Origin of the sequence: Rhodococcus sp. JVH1 (genome assembly GCF_000280725.2) — a bacterium.
Classification (GTDB): domain Bacteria; phylum Actinomycetota; class Actinomycetes; order Mycobacteriales; family Mycobacteriaceae; genus Rhodococcus_F; species Rhodococcus_F jostii_A.
The window spans coordinates 1,857,740-1,873,333 of sequence record NZ_CP166289.1 but is presented as its reverse complement, the minus strand read 5'-3'; the positions used below and the strand labels follow the sequence as shown (position 1 = coordinate 1,873,333).

Sequence of the window (15,594 nt, the reverse complement as noted above, 5' to 3'; positions counted from 1 at the left end):
CGCGGACCCGGGGTTACGGCAACGGCCGGTTGGGCGTTCGCCCCCGGTATTTCGGTGGGTCGCCATTGAGCTGTGACCACCGGCAAGGCACGATGCATCCAGTAAACAGGCGGCGTTACCGAGGGGGGCCCATGAGAGTTGGCTGTGTGCGGGATCGGGGTCGGTTTCGTCCGGGGGTGGCCGGTTCGGTCCGGGTTCGCCGGACCGCCGCCGCCGTCGTGGCGGCCGTGATGTTGACGGTGATCAGCGGCGGAAGCGTCGTCTCGGCGGAACCACGGACGACGATCGAGTCGATCTCGGCCGACGAGGCGCCCGACGGTTCGCGGTTGATCGAAGTCACCCCGGTGGGTGAATCGCAGATGAGCTTCACCGTCCACTCGACCGCCATGGACAAGGACATCACCGTCCGGGTCATCCGGGCCGCGTCGGAGAAGCGTCCCACCGTCTACATGCTCGGCGGCGTCGAGGGGAACTCCGAGCAGTTCGGCTGGGAGCAGAAGGCGGACATCGAGAAGTTCTTCTCAGACAAGGACGTCAACGTGGTCATCCCGTTCGGTGGCCAGTCCAGTTACTACGCGGACTGGAAGCAGGACGATCCCGAGCTCGGGCGGAACAAGTGGCAGACGTTCCTGACGAAGGAACTGCCGCCCATCGTCGACTCGGCGCTCGAGACGACCGGGAAGAACGCCATCGCCGGGCTGTCCATGTCGGCCACCAGCGTCCTCAACCTCGCGATCTCCAAGCCCGGGCTGTATCAGAGCGTCGGGGCGTACAGCGGGTGCGCGATGACGAGCGACCCGGTGGCGCGCCGGTTCGTCGAGATCACGGTGTCGGACTTCGGCGGCAACCCCGAGAACATGTGGGGTGCGGCCAACGATCCGCTGTGGGCCGCGAACGATCCGTACGTCAACGCGGAGAAGCTCCGGGGGACCACCCTCTACATCTCCAACGGCAGCGGGCTGCCGGGACCGTACGACACTCTCGACGCCCGGACCGTCGGCGGCGACCGCCGCAACCTCGCGACGCAGGTCGTGGTCGGTGGTGTCATCGAGGCCGTCACCAACGACTGCACGATGCGGCTGGCGGAGAAACTCCGCGCCCTGGACATTCCGGCCACGGTCGACCTCCGGCCGGTCGGAACACACTCGTGGGGGTACTGGCGCGACGACCTGTCCGCGTCCTGGCCGACGATGGCGGCCGCGATCGGGGCCTGACATCCCGCCCCGCGAAGCGTCGCGGGGCGACAGAATGGGTGTAGCGGAAAATTTTCAAAGTTGAGCGGAACAGACTCAACCCTTCGCGCGTTAAAAAGATGACAGCGTCGCCACGTGCCACTCGGCCGCAGGCGGCGGACCGCTCTACAACGCCAGAAGAGGTGAACAGTGGACTCGTTCAATCCGACCACCAAGACCCAGGCCGCGATGACCGCTGCGCTCCAGTCGGCGTCGTCGGCCGGTAATCCCGACATCAGGCCCGCGCACCTGCTCGTGGCCCTGCTCGACCAGACCGACGGCATCGCCGCCCCGCTACTCAAGGCGGTCGGCGTCGATCCCACCGTGGTCCATCGTGAAGGGCAGGATCTCGTCGACCGGCTGCCCAAGACGACGGGCGCCACGACCACACCGCAGCTCGGCCGCGAGGCCCTCGCCGCACTCACCGCAGCACAGCACCTCGCCACCGAACTCGACGACGAGTACGTGTCGACGGAACACCTGATGGTCGGTCTCGCCTCGGGTGAGTCGGACGTGGCCGGACTGCTGAAGCGGCACGGCGCCACCCCCGAGGCGCTGCGTGATGCGTTCACTACGGTCCGCGGCAGTGCGCGCGTCACCAGCCCGGATCCGGAAGGGACGTACCAGGCGCTCGAGAAGTACTCCACCGACCTCACCGCGCTGGCCCGCAACGGCAAGCTCGACCCGGTGATCGGCCGCGACAACGAGATCCGCCGCGTCGTGCAGGTACTCAGCCGCCGGACCAAGAACAACCCGGTGCTGATCGGCGAACCCGGTGTCGGCAAGACCGCCATCGTCGAGGGACTCGCCCAGCGCATCGTCGCAGGCGACGTTCCCGAATCGCTGCGCGGCAAGTCCGTGATCTCCCTCGACCTCGGATCGATGGTGGCGGGCGCCAAGTACCGCGGCGAGTTCGAGGAGCGACTCAAGGCCGTCCTCGACGACATCAAGAACTCGGCCGGTCAGGTCATCACGTTCATCGACGAGCTCCACACCATCGTCGGTGCGGGTGCCACCGGTGAGTCCGCGATGGACGCGGGCAACATGATCAAGCCGATGCTCGCCCGAGGTGAGCTGCGGCTCGTCGGCGCGACCACGCTCGAGGAGTACCGCAAGTACATCGAGAAGGACGCCGCCCTCGAACGTCGCTTCCAGCAGGTGCTGGTGGGTGAACCCTCCGTCGAGGACACCGTCGGCATCCTGCGCGGGCTCAAGGAGCGGTACGAGGTGCACCACGGTGTGCGCATCACCGACTCCGCGCTCGTCGCCGCCGCCACGCTCAGCGACCGCTACATCACGTCCCGGTTCCTGCCGGACAAGGCGATCGACCTCGTCGACGAGGCCGCGTCCCGGCTGCGGATGGAGATCGACTCGCGACCCGAGGAGATCGACACCGTCGAACGCATCGTCCGCCGGCTCGAGATCGAGGAGATGGCGCTGCAGAAGGAATCCGACGCGGCGTCGAAGGACCGGCTCGAAAAGCTGCGGCAGGAACTGGCCGACGAACGCGAGAAGCTCAACCAGCTGACCACCCGCTGGCAGAACGAGAAGCAAGCCATCGACTCCGTGCGCGGGGTCAAGGAGCAGCTCGAGACGCTGCGCGGCGAGGAGGAACGCGCCGAACGCGACGGCGACCTCGGCCGGGCCGCGGAGCTGCGGTACGGCCGCATCCCGCAGCTCGAGAAGGAACTCGAGCAGGCGGCCCGCGAGTCCGGCGCCGCCGCCGACGGCGACGTCATGCTCAAGGAGGAAGTGGGTCCCGACGACGTCGCAGACGTGGTCGCGGCATGGACCGGCATCCCGGCCGGCCGCATGATGGAGGGCGAGACCGCCAAGCTGCTGCGGATGGAATCCGAACTCGGCAAGCGGGTCGTCGGCCAGGAAGAGGCCGTCGTCGCCGTATCGGATGCGGTTCGCCGCGCCCGCGCCGGAGTCGCCGACCCCAACCGGCCCACCGGTTCGTTCCTGTTCCTCGGGCCCACCGGCGTCGGCAAGACTGAACTCGCGAAATCCCTCGCCGACTTCCTGTTCGACGACGAGCGCGCCATGGTCCGCATCGACATGTCCGAGTACAGCGAGAAGCATTCGGTGGCCCGGCTCGTCGGCGCCCCGCCCGGATACGTCGGGTACGAGGCGGGCGGCCAGCTCACCGAGGCCGTGCGACGGCGTCCGTACACGGTGGTGCTGTTCGACGAGGTGGAGAAGGCGCACCCAGACGTGTTCGACATCCTGCTGGCCGTCCTCGACGAAGGCCGGCTGACGGACGGTCAGGGACGCACCGTCGACTTCCGCAACACCATCCTGATCCTCACGTCCAACCTCGGTGCGGGTGGATCGCGGGAGCAGGTGATGGATGCGGTGCGGCACGCGTTCAAGCCGGAGTTCATCAACCGGCTCGACGACGTCGTGATCTTCGAGTCGCTCACGGAAGAGCAGCTCGAGTCCATCGTCGACATCCAGCTCGACCAGCTGTCCCGCCGGCTCGCGGCGCGGCGGCTGACGCTGGATGTATCCGACTCGGCCCGCTTCTGGCTGGCGGTCCGCGGCTACGACCCCATGTACGGGGCCAGGCCGCTGCGCCGGCTGATCCAGCAGGCGATCGGCGACCAGCTGGCGAAGCTGCTGCTCGCCGGTGACGTCAAGGACGGCGACACCGTCCCCGTGAAGGTGTCCGAGACCGGGGACGCGCTCGTCCTCGGCTGATCCGTAGGTGAGTGGCGCGGTGTGCTCCCGCACGCCGTGCCACTCACCTGTGTTTTCACAGCGACGTCTTAAGTTTCGCCGTTACCCTGGACCGTCCGTAACCGCAGCACACCGGCCAGACGAACCCGAGGGAGGGGCCGATCATGACGAACCCCGACGACCCGCGCACCCCACAGGAACGTGCGTACGACGGAACGGAGTCGTGGACCCCCGACGATTCCGCGTCGAGGGCTGGTGACGAGGACCCCACCCAGGCATGGTCGCGACAGGACCAGCCGACCGAGCACCTCGGATCGGCTGAGCAGCGCACCGAGCACCTGGGTGACGCAGGCAGGCCGACCGAGCAGTTCTACACGTCCGATCCGACCGCGGCGTACGGGCAGAACCAGCCCAATCCCACCCAGGCCTACCCGACCTACGATCCGCGGTACGACCCGCAGGCTCCGCCGCCGAACGCCACGCAGGCGTACCCGCCGTACGACGCCCAGCAGTACCAGGGCGAGTATCCGACGGGGCAGTACCCGAACCCCCAGTACCCGGGCTCGCAGTACCAGGCGCCGGTCGCGGAGAATCCCGAGGAGAAGAAGCCCCGGCGGATCGGCACCTGGATCGCCGCCACGGCAGCCGCACTGCTGTTGATCGCCGTCATCGGTTTCGGTGTCGCCCTCGTCACGTCCGCGCCCAACAACTCCTCGAGCACCACGGCCGCAGGCCCGACCACGTCCCGTCCGCCCGCCACGACAGCGCCGCCGAAGACGACACCGCCGCCGTCGACCACGTCGGAGTCGCCGCTCGATCAACTTCCCGGCGGAATCGGCGAGGCCATCGGCGCTGCGGGCGCCGCGTTCGGAACGATCAGCGCCAACGACGGCTCCACACTCACCCTGGACGCCCTCGGCGGTTCCCGGTTGACGGTTCAGACCAACGCGCAGACCAACGTGATCGCACTCGACGGCACCACGGTCGCCGATCTGAAGCCCGGGTTCACCGTGATGGTGCAGGGAACGAAGGTCGAGAACGGCACGATGATGGCCGAGACGATCATCAGCACCGAGCTGCCGAAGCTCGGCGGTAACTGAGACGATGGGTCCGGGCAAAACCGACACGGGGTGTCCGGGTACCGCTTCGCCTCGTAACGGCGTCGACTCGCTAGGCTGATCACCGATGACGGGAATGTGGTTCGTACTGGCGTTGATCGCACTCGCAGGCGCGTGCGCGCTGCTCTATTTCGATCGCTCGCGTCGTGATCAGACAGGTCGGGTGCGGCAGATCTGGGCCAAGGCCCAGGGCTACACATACGACAACGTCGAAGAGAAGCTGCCCGGCCAGTTCCATCGCGCCGCGCTGGCCAAGCAGGAGTACCTCAGCGCCATCGATGTGGTGAAGGGCGAACGCCGGGGCGAGTCGTTCATTCTGTTCGACCTCGAGGAGACCGCGACCATCGTCGCCGTGCGCCGCCGTGTGGGCTCAGACGTCGACATCGACCTGCGCCTCAAGTCGACCCCGCCGCCGAAGGACTCGGATCTCGAACTCCTCGGTGCCATCGGACCGCGGGTCGTGTTCGCCACCGACCTCGAAATCGCCCGCAGGGTCTGTGATCAGCGCATGGTGGCGTTCACCGAGTCGGTGCCGCCGCACGTGAACATGCTGTGGAGCGAGGGCGAGTGGACCCTCGGTTCGCTGCCCATCGGCAGCAGCGGACGCGAGTGGGATTCGGCCATCGAGGCCGTCGCCCGGCTGTCCGGCATCCTGCACGTCCTGCCCCCGATCACCGAACCGCGGGGACTCGACCGTGGCCACCACGACCCGAGCCGGCCGCGACTGCGGGAAGGCGCTCCCGCCGAGGCGCGTCCCGCGCGTCCGGCGTCTCCCCGCCCGCCGGCCCCCGGCGCTCCCCGTCAGCAGGCCCCCGGCACTCCCCGCCCGCCGGCCCCCGGCGCTCCGCGCCCGTGAGTGCCTGACGAGTCCTGGGACTCGTTAACCGCGCACAGGCGCGCAGCGCCTTGCTACCGTCACCGGTATGTCGACGCCCCCCAGTTCCGCCCGACCCGTTGCCCTCGTCACCGGCCCGACGTCGGGGCTCGGTGCCGGTTTCGCGAGGAAGTTCGCGTCTCTCGGTTACGACCTCGTGCTCGTCGCGCGTGACGAATCCCGCTTGCAGGCCCTCGCCGACGAGATGAAGGCGTTGTTCGACACCGAGTCCGAGATCCTGCAGGCCGATCTGGCCACGGCGTCCGGGCGCGAGGAAGTGGCGCAGCGCCTCGGGAAGGGTGTCGAGGTGCTGGTCAACAATGCGGGATTCGGCACGTCGGGCGAATTCTGGACGGCGACGCCGGAGCTGTTGCAGTCCCAGCTGGACGTGAACGTCACCGCCGTCATGCAGCTGACCCGCGCGGCGCTGCCCACGATGATCGCGTCGGCGAACGGCACCGTCATCAACGTGGCGAGCGTCGCCGGCCTGCTGTCCGGGCGGGGATCGACCTATTCGGCGAGCAAGGCGTACGTGATTTCGTTCTCCGAGGGATTGGCGAACGGGCTGGGCGGCACGGGTGTGCGGATCCAGGCGCTGTGCCCGGGGTTCATTCGCACCGAGTTCCACGAGCGCGCGGGCATCGAGATGAGTTCGATTCCGAAGCCGATGTGGCTGAGCGTCGACCAGGTGGTCGCGGCGTCGCTGGCCGACCTCGAGGACGGCAAGGTCGTGAGCATTCCCGGTCTCCAGTACAAGGTGCTGACGACTGCCGGTCGCCTCGTCCCGAAGAGTCTGGTCCGAAGGTTGACCAACGTGTTCGGCCGGGGGCGTGCCCGCACGTAGAGGTGGGTAGGGTTTCGGGCATGAGTGATCGCGAGGATCTGGCCGCGTTGGTGCGTGAGCTGGCTGTTGTGCACGGCAAGGTGACGTTGTCTTCGGGCAAGGAAGCCGACTACTACGTGGACCTTCGCCGCGCCACGCTGCATCACGAGGCGGGCCCGCTGATCGGGAAGTTGCTGCGTGAACTGGTGGCGGACTGGGATTTCGACGCCGTCGGCGGACTGACGATGGGTGCCGACCCGGTGGCGATGGCCGTGATGCACGCCCCGGGCAGGCCGATCGATTCGTTCGTGGTGCGCAAGGCCGCGAAGGCGCACGGCATGCAGCGGCAGATCGAGGGGCCGGACGTCGTCGGCAAGCGTGTCCTCGTCGTCGAGGACACCACGACCACGGGCAACTCTCCGCTCACCGCGGTGAAGGCGTTGCGCGACGTCGGGGCGATCGTCGTCGGTGTCGCGACCGTCGTCGATCGCGCTACCGGTGCCGACGAGGTGATCGCGGCCGAGGGTCTCGAGTACCGTTCGCTCCTGGGTCTCCCCGACCTGAATCTCTGACCGCACACATGAGTGGCGAAGTGTGCCGAGGCACGCTTCGCCACTCACGTGGGGTGGTCAGTCGGCGTCGGCGACCGTGACGGCCAGTGCTTCCTCGACGCTGTGCGGTTCGGGATCGTGCTCGTCGACGTGGGCGAGGACCTTGCGTCCGGTCGCGAGCACGATGATCGCGGCGGCGGTGCACACGGCGCCGACCCAGAACGGCATGTGGATGTTGCTCTCACCGAGCTTGCCCGCGACCCACGGTGCGGCCGCGCCGCCGCCGAAGCGGACGAAGCTGTACGCCGCGGACGCCGTCGACCGCTCGACAGGTGCGGAGATCATGACGGTCTCGGTGATGAGCGTGTTGTTGACACCGAGGAAGAGCCCGGCGAGCACGACACCGACGACGAGCACGGTCTTGTTGTCGGTGAATGCGGCCATCATGGCGAGGTCGAGGGCGAACAGCGCGAGGGCCAGCATCATCATCGGCAGCGTGCCGAAGCGCCGCTGCAGCCGCGGGGCGAGGAACACCGACGCGACGGCCAGCGCCAGGCCCCACCCGAAGAAGATGAATCCGATCGAGTACGTACCCATGTCGAGGGGGAACGGTGTGTACGCGAGCAGCGTGAAGAAGCCGTAGTTGTAGAGCAGTGCGGTGATCGCGACGGTGAGCAGGCCGCGGTGGCGCAGGGCGAGGAACGGCGCGGCGATCGACGTGCGGTGCTCCGGTTTGGGCGCGGACGGCAGCATCACGACGATGAGGATGAACGCGACTGCCATCAGGGCTGCGACGCCGAAGAACGGTGCGCGCCAGCTGATGTTGCCGAGGACACCACCGACCAGCGGGCCGACGGCGATGCCGATGCCCAGCGCGGCCTCGTAGAGGATGATGGCCCGGGCGACGCCGCCGCTGGCCGCGCCGACGATGGCGGCGAGCGCGGTGGCGATGAACAGGGCATTGCCCAGTCCCCAGCCGGCGCGGAAACCGACGATCTGCCCGATGGTGCCGGAGCTGCCTGCCAGTGCGGCGAACACGACGATGACGGCGAGTCCGGTGAGGAGGGTCTTCTTGGCGCCGATCCGGCTCGACACGACGCCGGTGATGAGCATCGCGACACCGGTGACCAGCATGTAGCTGGTGAACAGCAGTGACACCTGGGACGGCGTGGCGTCGAGTTGTTCGCCGATCGGCTTGAGGATCGGGTCGACGAGCCCGATGCCCATGAACGCGATGACGCTGGCGAAGGCGACTGCCCACACCGACTTCGGCTGGTGGAGGAGGCTCGGTGGAGCCTCGCTGGATGTGCTGTTCGTGACGGTTGCGGTCGTGGTGCTCACGGCCACCTCCTTCGATGTACGTCGGGGTGTGGGTGGGTGGTCAGGCGCGCGCCGACGACTTGACGATCGAGCGCAGTTCCGACAGGCCCTGCGTCAGTCGTTCGAGTTGCTCGGGTTCGAGGTCCGCGAAGTGCGGGGCGAGTGCACCCGCGATCTCGTTGCGGGCCACGGTCAGCCATTCACGGCCCAGGTCCGTGATGGACACCCGGACTGCCCGGGCGTCCTCCGGATCGGGTCGGCGGGCGACGTATCCGCGATCGGCCAGCTTCTGGAGGAGGGCGGTGGCGGACGGTTGCGAGCATCGGTCGATGCGGGCGAACTCGCTGATCCGAATCTCGCCCTGGTCGTCGAGTAGGGCGAGGGCACGTGTCCACGGCCGGGGGTGAGCCTCGGATCCGAAGGAGCTCGCGAGCCTGGTGAATCGGTGAGAATTCGTGACCAGGTCGACGAGCAGGCTCTGCAGCCGTGTGTCGTCGTCCATGGCAAACACATTACATAGGCTAACTAACTATGTAAACCCGACGAAGAGCTGCGCGGCCCGCATCCGCCCCTCGGCGAGTGCGGGCCGCGAAGCTCAGGACGAGTGCTTCGCGCCCTGCTCGACCTGACGCCGCAGGGTGGCGTCGGTATGGCGGATCGCCTGCGCGACGAACGGCTCGATGATCTTGCCGAGCGCCTTACCCGCGAGTCCACCGGGCAGGTCGTAGCGGAAGTCGACCGTCAGGCGGGTCTCGGTCTCGCCGATTGCCTCGAACTGCCACCGCGACTGGGTGTACAGGCCGTCGATCGATTCGAGCTCGATCACCGAATTGCGTTCCCACCCGGTGACCTTCACCACAGAGTCGAGAGTCTTGGGGCCGACCTTCATCGCGGCGTCGTAGACCGCGCCGAGGCCCCGGTCCTGGTCGCCGATCGGATCGAACTTCGTGATCCCGAACATCCAGGACGGGACGTGGCGATAGTCGTCCACGTAGTCGAACGCGGCCGCGACCGGTGCGCCGGCGACGGCAGTGTGATGGATCTCGATCATCGTGACTTTCCTGACGGGTGGAGGGCGGGGGACTGCTCTGTCCGGTATGGCCGGATGGCGTAGTTCTCGAGGTCGAATCGGGCGAGGCGACGGCGAAGGGACCCGGTGGACCAGGGCCACGCGGCGAAGTTCCTGCCGTCGGCGTCGAGGTAGTAGCTACTGCAACCGCCGTTGTTGAAGACGGTGGGCTCCAGACCCTTCTGCACGGCGTCGTTGAACCGGCGGAACGGCTGATCGCGCACTTCGAGCACTTCGATGCCCTGTCGCTCCGCCTTGGTGAGTCCGTCGATCACGTAGTCGAGCTGGGTCTCGGCCAGTCCGAGAAACGAGTTGTACACCAAGATGTTCGGGCCCAGCATGATGTACGCGTTCGGTGCGCCGGGCGTCGTGGTGGCCAGGTAGGCCTCGGGGCTCTTCGACCACTTCTCCGACAGCAGCGTTCCGTCCCGGCCGCGGATCCGGCTCGCGATCGGTGGATGGCTCACGTCGAAGCCGGTGCCGAAGATGATGACGTCGACCTCGCGGCGGGTGCCGTCGGCTCCGACGACCACGCGTCCGTCGACCTCGGCGAGGGCGTGCGGAATCAGCTCGACGTTGCTTTTCGTCAGCGCCGGAAGATACGTGTTGGACAGCAGGAGGCGTTTGCACCCGAGCGTGAAGTTCGGTGTCAGGGCCGCGCGAAGTGCCGGGTCCGGTACCTGCCTGGCCAGCCACCGGGTACCGATGGGGTTGAGGAGCCGGGCGGTACGTTCGCGGCGCATCACCAAAGTGAGTGTCCGCAGGATGACATCGAGGAGCCGCCGGAACGCTCGCTGCACTGCGGGCACCCGCGCGAACGCCCACTGGGCGATTCGGGGGAACGGAAAGTCCAGGCGCGGCACCACCCAGGCCGGGGTGCGCTGGAAGACGTACAACTCCTCGACGTCCGGCTGGATCTCGGGGATGAACTGCACCGCGGACGCGCCGGTGCCCACGACGGCGACCCTCTTCCCGGTGAGGTCGACGTCGTGGTTCCAGCGGGCGGAGTGGAAGACGTCGCCGTCGAATCGGTCGATTCCGGGTACGGCAGGCGTGCTCGGTTCGGTGATGGGGCCCGCCGCGAAGATCACGTGCTGGGCGACGATCGTGCCGCGGCTGGTGTCGAGGATCCAGCGTCGGCGCTCGTCGGACCATGCGGCTTCGCGAACGTCGGTCTGCATCGAGATCCTGGACTGCAGACCGAACGTGTCGACGGTGTCCTCGATGTAGGACAGCAGCTCCGGCTGCAGGGCGAAGTTGCTGCGCCACCGCGGATTGGGGTGGAAGGAGAACGAGTACACGGGGGCGGGGATGTCGACACCGCACCCGGGGTACGTGTTCTCCCGCCACACGCCCCCGACGCGATCGGACTTCTCCAGGACGACGAAGTCCGTGATGCCGGCGCGTTCGAGCTTGACCGCGGCGGCGATCCCGGACAGTCCGGCGCCGACCACGACGACGCGCAGGTGCCGCTCGTCTCCGCCGCCGTCGGGTGCGGCGGCGTGCTGAGTGGTTGTCGCTGTCATGGCTTCTTCCCTGGGTGGATGCGGAACCGTCGTCACCAGTCCAGTTATCTGAGACGCATTGTCACAGTAAAATGAAGTATGTGTCTTGGCAAGTGCCGTCGGTAACCCCGGGTGGACGGGTCCTGGAAGAATGTCCTCCGTGACCGAGCGCAAACCTCCCGGGGTGAGCTTCGAGAGCTGGATCGACAAGCAGATCCGGTTGGCTCAGGAGCGCGGCGACTTCGATGATCTCCCCGGCGCGGGCAAGCCGATTCCGGCGGGCGATGTCGACGACGAACTGTGGTGGGTGAAGAACTACCTTCGCTGCGAGAATCTGCCCACCGACTCGCTGCTTCCCACTCCGCTGCAGCTGCGGAAGGAGATCGAGCGGTTGCCCGACACGATCCGCGGTCTGCCGTCCGAGCGGGCGGTGCGGGACGTGGTGGCCCAGCTCAACCTGCAGATCGTCGCCTGGTTGCGGGCGCCCTCCGGTCCGCGGATCCCGGTGAGCCCGGTCGATGCGAACGAGGTCGTCGCGACCTGGCGGCAGCAGAACCGGCCGTCGCCGAAGCCGCCGGTGACGGCGTCGCCGGAACCCGATCCGGATCCGCCCCGGACAGGCACGCGGTGGTGGCGGCGGGGACGGTGACGGATCACTCCTTCCGGAAATCCCCCGATTCCATCACCCGGGACACGAGCAGTCCGGCGATCAGCCCCCAGAATGCGGCCCCGATGTTGAGGAACTGCACGTTCGACACGGTCACGAGGAAGGTCACGAGAGCGCCGAGCGTGTGCCGGGAGCTGAACGCGGCGACGAACGAACCCTGCAGCGCCCGGAGCATCGCGAGCCCGCCGAGCGTGGCGACGAACGCGACCGGGGTGGCCAGCATCAGCTGAACGAACAGCGGCGCGAACAGGCCGACGACCATGGCGAGCAGCCCGCAGACGACGGCCGCCGTGTACTGCCTGGTGCGCTGCCCCGACGCCACCAGCAGGGCGTTGGTCGGACCCGTCAGGCACGTCGAGACGGCTCCGACAGCGGAGGTGGCGAGGGACCAGACCCCGCACAGGACGGTGCCGACGTTCATCGGCGGCTTGTGGCCGGCGGACGTCAGCACGGCCGCGCCCTGACCGTTCTGCACGACGATGACCGTGATCGCCAGCGGCACGACCAGTTCGGTGATCGCCTGCCAGGTGAACTGCGGAGCCTGGAACATCGGTGCCGCGATCCAGGGTGTACCCGAGCCGGTCGGGTGGAAGCGGCCCGTGACCGCCACCGCGGCTGCCCCGACGAGCAGTGCGCCGAGGATCGGTGGCATCCACCGGCCGAGCGCGGCGCGCGATGCCAGGACGACGAAGACGACGACCATCGGAACGGCCACGGCCGCATCGGTTCCCACGGCACGGACCAGGTCGGTGCCGAACTTCAGGAAGACGCCGGCCACCATGGCCATGACGATCGGCATCGGGAGCATCGCCATGACCTGACGCACCCGCCCGGTCAGTCCGAGGGTGAGGACCAGTAGCCCGGTCACCAGAAACGCGCCGAGTACCTCCGGCCACGACAGGTGGGTGAGCGAGCCGCCGACGATGATCGTGCCGGGGATCGTCCAGAAGAACGCGAGCGGCTGACGGTACAGCCAGCTGGCGAGGGCGGTCATGATGCCGTTGAGGAAGAAGACGCCGAAGATCCACGACGCCATCTGCTGGGGCGACAGTCCGCCCGCGGAGCCGGCGGCCAGGATCACGGCCACGGGCCCCGTCGCGGAAAAGATCAGGCCGATCAGCCCGTTGGCGGCGTAGGTGGCGCCGAGGTCGCCGATCAGGCGGCGCGGGCCCGCGGGCGGCCACGGCGGTCGTTCGAAGCGAGGGGGACGCGTCTGCACGTCGTCGCTGCGAGTCGGTTCCTCGGTGGTCGTCATGAGGCCTTCCTGCTCGGGCGATGCTCAGGATGTACGCAGAGCGGTCATTCCATCCGCACTGCGTACATCCTGGCTGTGGTCTGGATAATATCCACCCGCGTCCCGAAGCCCCACGCCGGGCCGCTGAACCCTGGGTGGGGCGCATTCCATCCCTGGGGTGCACGACACTCGGGCGGCATCACGACAGACTCGAAAGTGTCGACTCGACACCACCCGCACCGACGAACCATGCGAAGAAGGGCCACATGGCTGAACTCACCCGAATTCCCCGGGAGCGACGCACCGCGTCCGCGCGGCGCGCCACGGTGGCACCGCAGCGTGAACCACGTTGCGTAGTCGAACGGTCGTCGACGTTCCTGGCCTACGGCCTACTCGCGTTGTTCGGCGGGCTCGGCATCTTCGGAACGATCTGCTCGGTCGATGCCATCCCGGACGGCGCGCGGATCGCCGTCGTCCAGCCGACGCCGACGCAGTCGCACCCGCTCGATCTGCCACATCCGGCGCCGGACACTCCCGAGCCCACTCCCGGCGGGGTCTGAGCCCGTCAGGACGCGACGTCGTCTCGCAGTGACGCGAGTTCGAGCAGGCGGGGCAGCATGTCCTCCGACGCGATCGAGGGCAGGAGCAGCGCCCACATGTCGGCCAGTCGCTCGTACAGGTCGGAACGTCCGGTCAGTGCCTCCGACACCAACTGCATGCCGGTGAACGAACTGACCAGGAACCGGGCGAGTGCCGCGGGGTCGACGCTCGCGCGCAGTTCACCCGCCTCCCGTGCCTTGCCCGCGAGTGCGACGAGGGTGTCGGTCCAGTCGATGTAGGGATCTGTGGCCGGGCCGCGGGACGTACCGAGTTCCAGGGTGAGTCGCACCCCCGCGCGCACGATGGGTTCGGTCAGCAGCTGGCGCGCCATCTCCTTGGCGCACAACAGGATCGCCTCCATCGGTGACTGCGCCGTCGCGAGCACTCGCTGCGCTGCCAGCATCGCCATGGCGTGCTGTTCCTTGATCACGGCCCAGGCGAGTGCTTCCTTGGACTCGAAATGAAAGTACAAGGCGCCCTTCGTCACGTCGGCATAGGAGAGGATCCCGCTCAGGCTGGCACCGCCGTACCCGAGCTTCTCGAAGCTCAGTGCCGCGCCCTCGAGTACCTGATGGCGGGTGGCTGCCGCGCGCGCCTGTTTTGCCATCACCTGTGCCCTCACAATCGCGGATTCTCCGTCGCGTCCACTCTCAAGTCAACCACTCTTCGGGCCGGTAACCTCGGCACGTCCGCGAGTGTGGGAGGAAGACGTGAAGTCGAAGAACAACTGGGGTGTCGAGCACGCGGTGTTCGCCGGTGCGACACTGGCCACCGTCGTCGGGGCCGTCACCGGACGTGAACGGTGGCAGCAGGTCGCGAAACCACTGATCGCGCCCGCGCTCGCCGCCCGCGTGCTGCGGCGCCGCGCCGACACGGACCCCGCCGACGCCGCGCTCCTCCTCGCCGGTCTCACGGCCGCGACCGTGGGCGACGTCTTCATGATCGATCCCGACGACGACGCCCGCCTGGTGCGTGGCGCGTCCTCGTTCGCCGTCATGCAGGTCGGCTATTCCGCGTTGTTGCTGCGCCGGGGCGCCCGGCCCACCGCGCCCGCACTGCTTCCCCGGTTCGCCGGCTGGGCAGGCGCGGCGGCGCTGCTCCGCGGGCGGGCGAAGGAGGTCGCCGTGCCGCTGACCGCGTACGGGTCGCTGCTCGGCACCACGTCGACCCTGTCGGCCGATCCGTCCCTCGCGCCCGGCGCGGCCGTCGTCGCGAATGTGGCCGTGCCCGGAGCCGACCGTCGAAGCTGGCTCGGCGTGGGCGGGATGCTGTTCACCGCCTCCGACGGCCTGATCGTGGTGCGGCGCTTGTTCATCCGGGGTGAGCGGGGGAGGGCTGTGGCGGAAGGCGTGATCCTCGCCAGCTACGCGGCGGCCCAGTTGCTGCTCGTCGAGGGGATGCTCACGCTCGGGCGCCGCCGGGTCACGGGCAGAGCATGATGTGGTCCCGGTCCTTCGGATCCACGAGGATGGTGATCGTCTCGCCGGGAACGAAGCGGGTCGCGTTCTCCCGCCGCACCTCGTAGACGACGCGTCCGGCGTAACTCTCGGAACCGGGCACGGTCAGCCGCAGATCCAATTCGGTGAGCTCGCCGTTGTCGGGAGTGCGGCTGAGCGGAGTGGCGTGCTCGATCCGCGCCCAGCCCTCGAGCCCGTGTCGTTCGAGTAGGCGGTCGGCGCGGCTGGGCCGTTCGGCCGCCATCATCCCGAACCCCAGCGCCGAACCGAAGGCGGCGACCAATCCCATGATCTGGTACGGGATGGTGGCCGGAGGGGTGTGCTCGATCAACCATCCCAGCCAGACGGCGAGGACGATGACGTAGCCGACCGTGACGAAGCAGACCGTCCGCACGATGCGCTGATGATTCATCGATTGCCTCCACCTCCAGGTTAGCCCGTCCCGGCGTCGCCGAGGCGGCC

At 68.1% G+C, this 15,594-nt stretch carries 16 protein-coding genes; 9 read left to right on the top strand and 7 right to left on the bottom strand.

Annotation, left to right across the window (positions count from 1 at the left end; translation table 11 throughout):
• Window positions 1–176 precede the first annotated feature (176 nt).
• The 6 genes from JVH1_RS08820 to pyrE all read left to right on the top strand — a co-directional run bounded on the left by JVH1_RS08820 (window position 177) and on the right by pyrE (window position 7,301).
• On the top strand, window positions 177–1,214 hold the full coding sequence (locus JVH1_RS08820) for an alpha/beta hydrolase family protein (RefSeq protein WP_009478773.1): 1,038 nt from the start codon (window positions 177–179) through the stop codon (window positions 1,212–1,214).
• A gap of 168 nt (window positions 1,215–1,382) precedes the next feature.
• Window positions 1,383–3,935 (top strand): ATP-dependent chaperone ClpB, encoded by a 2,553-nt coding sequence (clpB, locus tag JVH1_RS08815; RefSeq protein WP_009478774.1) that lies wholly within the window; start codon window positions 1,383–1,385, stop codon window positions 3,933–3,935.
• A gap of 143 nt (window positions 3,936–4,078) precedes the next feature.
• Entirely contained in the window at window positions 4,079–5,014 is a 936-nt protein-coding gene (locus tag JVH1_RS08810) for a DUF5666 domain-containing protein (protein ID WP_009478775.1), read from the top strand.
• Between the two features lie 94 nt (window positions 5,015–5,108).
• On the top strand, window positions 5,109–5,888 hold the full coding sequence (locus JVH1_RS08805; RefSeq protein ID WP_009478776.1) for a hypothetical protein: 780 nt from the start codon (window positions 5,109–5,111) through the stop codon (window positions 5,886–5,888).
• 67 nt (window positions 5,889–5,955) lie between these two features.
• Window positions 5,956–6,750: an SDR family oxidoreductase gene (locus JVH1_RS08800; protein WP_009478777.1), complete on the top strand. Its 795-nt coding sequence runs from the start codon at window positions 5,956–5,958 to the stop codon at window positions 6,748–6,750.
• Window positions 6,751–6,770: 20 nt separating this feature from the next.
• Complete coding sequence (gene pyrE, locus JVH1_RS08795) at window positions 6,771–7,301, top strand: orotate phosphoribosyltransferase (protein WP_005238397.1); 531 nt, start codon at window positions 6,771–6,773, stop codon at window positions 7,299–7,301.
• A gap of 57 nt (window positions 7,302–7,358) precedes the next feature.
• Here pyrE and JVH1_RS08790 read toward each other — a convergent pair whose 3' ends face one another.
• From JVH1_RS08790 to JVH1_RS08775, 4 genes are all read right to left on the bottom strand, one after another.
• On the bottom strand, window positions 7,359–8,627 hold the full coding sequence (locus JVH1_RS08790; protein WP_043781709.1) for an MFS transporter: 1,269 nt from the start codon (window positions 8,625–8,627) through the stop codon (window positions 7,359–7,361).
• A 34-nt stretch (window positions 8,628–8,661) separates the two neighbouring features.
• On the bottom strand, window positions 8,662–9,102 hold the full coding sequence (locus JVH1_RS08785) for a MarR family winged helix-turn-helix transcriptional regulator (protein WP_009478779.1): 441 nt from the start codon (window positions 9,100–9,102) through the stop codon (window positions 8,662–8,664).
• Window positions 9,103–9,195: 93 nt separating this feature from the next.
• Window positions 9,196–9,651: an SRPBCC family protein gene (locus JVH1_RS08780; RefSeq protein ID WP_009478780.1), complete on the bottom strand. Its 456-nt coding sequence runs from the start codon at window positions 9,649–9,651 to the stop codon at window positions 9,196–9,198.
• On the bottom strand, window positions 9,648–11,195 hold the full coding sequence (locus tag JVH1_RS08775) for an NAD(P)/FAD-dependent oxidoreductase (RefSeq protein WP_009478781.1): 1,548 nt from the start codon (window positions 11,193–11,195) through the stop codon (window positions 9,648–9,650). The genes JVH1_RS08780 and JVH1_RS08775 overlap by 4 nt, the downstream gene beginning before the upstream one ends.
• Window positions 11,196–11,325: 130 nt before the next feature.
• On the opposite strand from JVH1_RS08775, the gene JVH1_RS08770 reads away from it, so the two are divergent.
• A complete protein-coding gene (locus JVH1_RS08770; protein ID WP_043781712.1) occupies window positions 11,326–11,823 on the top strand; it encodes a DUF1992 domain-containing protein in 498 nt (165 codons plus the stop codon).
• A gap of 4 nt (window positions 11,824–11,827) precedes the next feature.
• Here JVH1_RS08770 and JVH1_RS08765 read toward each other — a convergent pair whose 3' ends face one another.
• Window positions 11,828–13,096: a benzoate/H(+) symporter BenE family transporter gene (locus JVH1_RS08765; protein ID WP_009478783.1), complete on the bottom strand. Its 1,269-nt coding sequence runs from the start codon at window positions 13,094–13,096 to the stop codon at window positions 11,828–11,830.
• 245 nt (window positions 13,097–13,341) lie between these two features.
• Between JVH1_RS08765 and JVH1_RS08760 the strand changes: the two genes are divergently transcribed.
• Entirely contained in the window at window positions 13,342–13,635 is a 294-nt protein-coding gene (locus JVH1_RS08760) for a hypothetical protein (RefSeq protein ID WP_043781714.1), read from the top strand.
• Between the two features lie 5 nt (window positions 13,636–13,640).
• On the opposite strand, the gene JVH1_RS08755 is transcribed toward JVH1_RS08760, so the two are convergent.
• Complete coding sequence (locus JVH1_RS08755; protein WP_016883548.1) at window positions 13,641–14,282, bottom strand: ScbR family autoregulator-binding transcription factor; 642 nt, start codon at window positions 14,280–14,282, stop codon at window positions 13,641–13,643.
• A 103-nt stretch (window positions 14,283–14,385) separates the two neighbouring features.
• On the opposite strand from JVH1_RS08755, the gene JVH1_RS08750 reads away from it, so the two are divergent.
• Window positions 14,386–15,114 (top strand): lysoplasmalogenase, encoded by a 729-nt coding sequence (locus JVH1_RS08750; RefSeq protein WP_009478786.1) that lies wholly within the window; start codon window positions 14,386–14,388, stop codon window positions 15,112–15,114.
• Here the strand turns inward: JVH1_RS08750 and JVH1_RS08745 are convergent.
• The gene (locus tag JVH1_RS08745) at window positions 15,098–15,544 is read right to left on the bottom strand and encodes a hypothetical protein (protein WP_009478787.1); all 447 of its coding nucleotides are present in this window, start codon (window positions 15,542–15,544) and stop codon (window positions 15,098–15,100) included. The genes JVH1_RS08750 and JVH1_RS08745 overlap by 17 nt on opposite strands.
• Window positions 15,545–15,594: the final 50 nt, after the last annotated feature.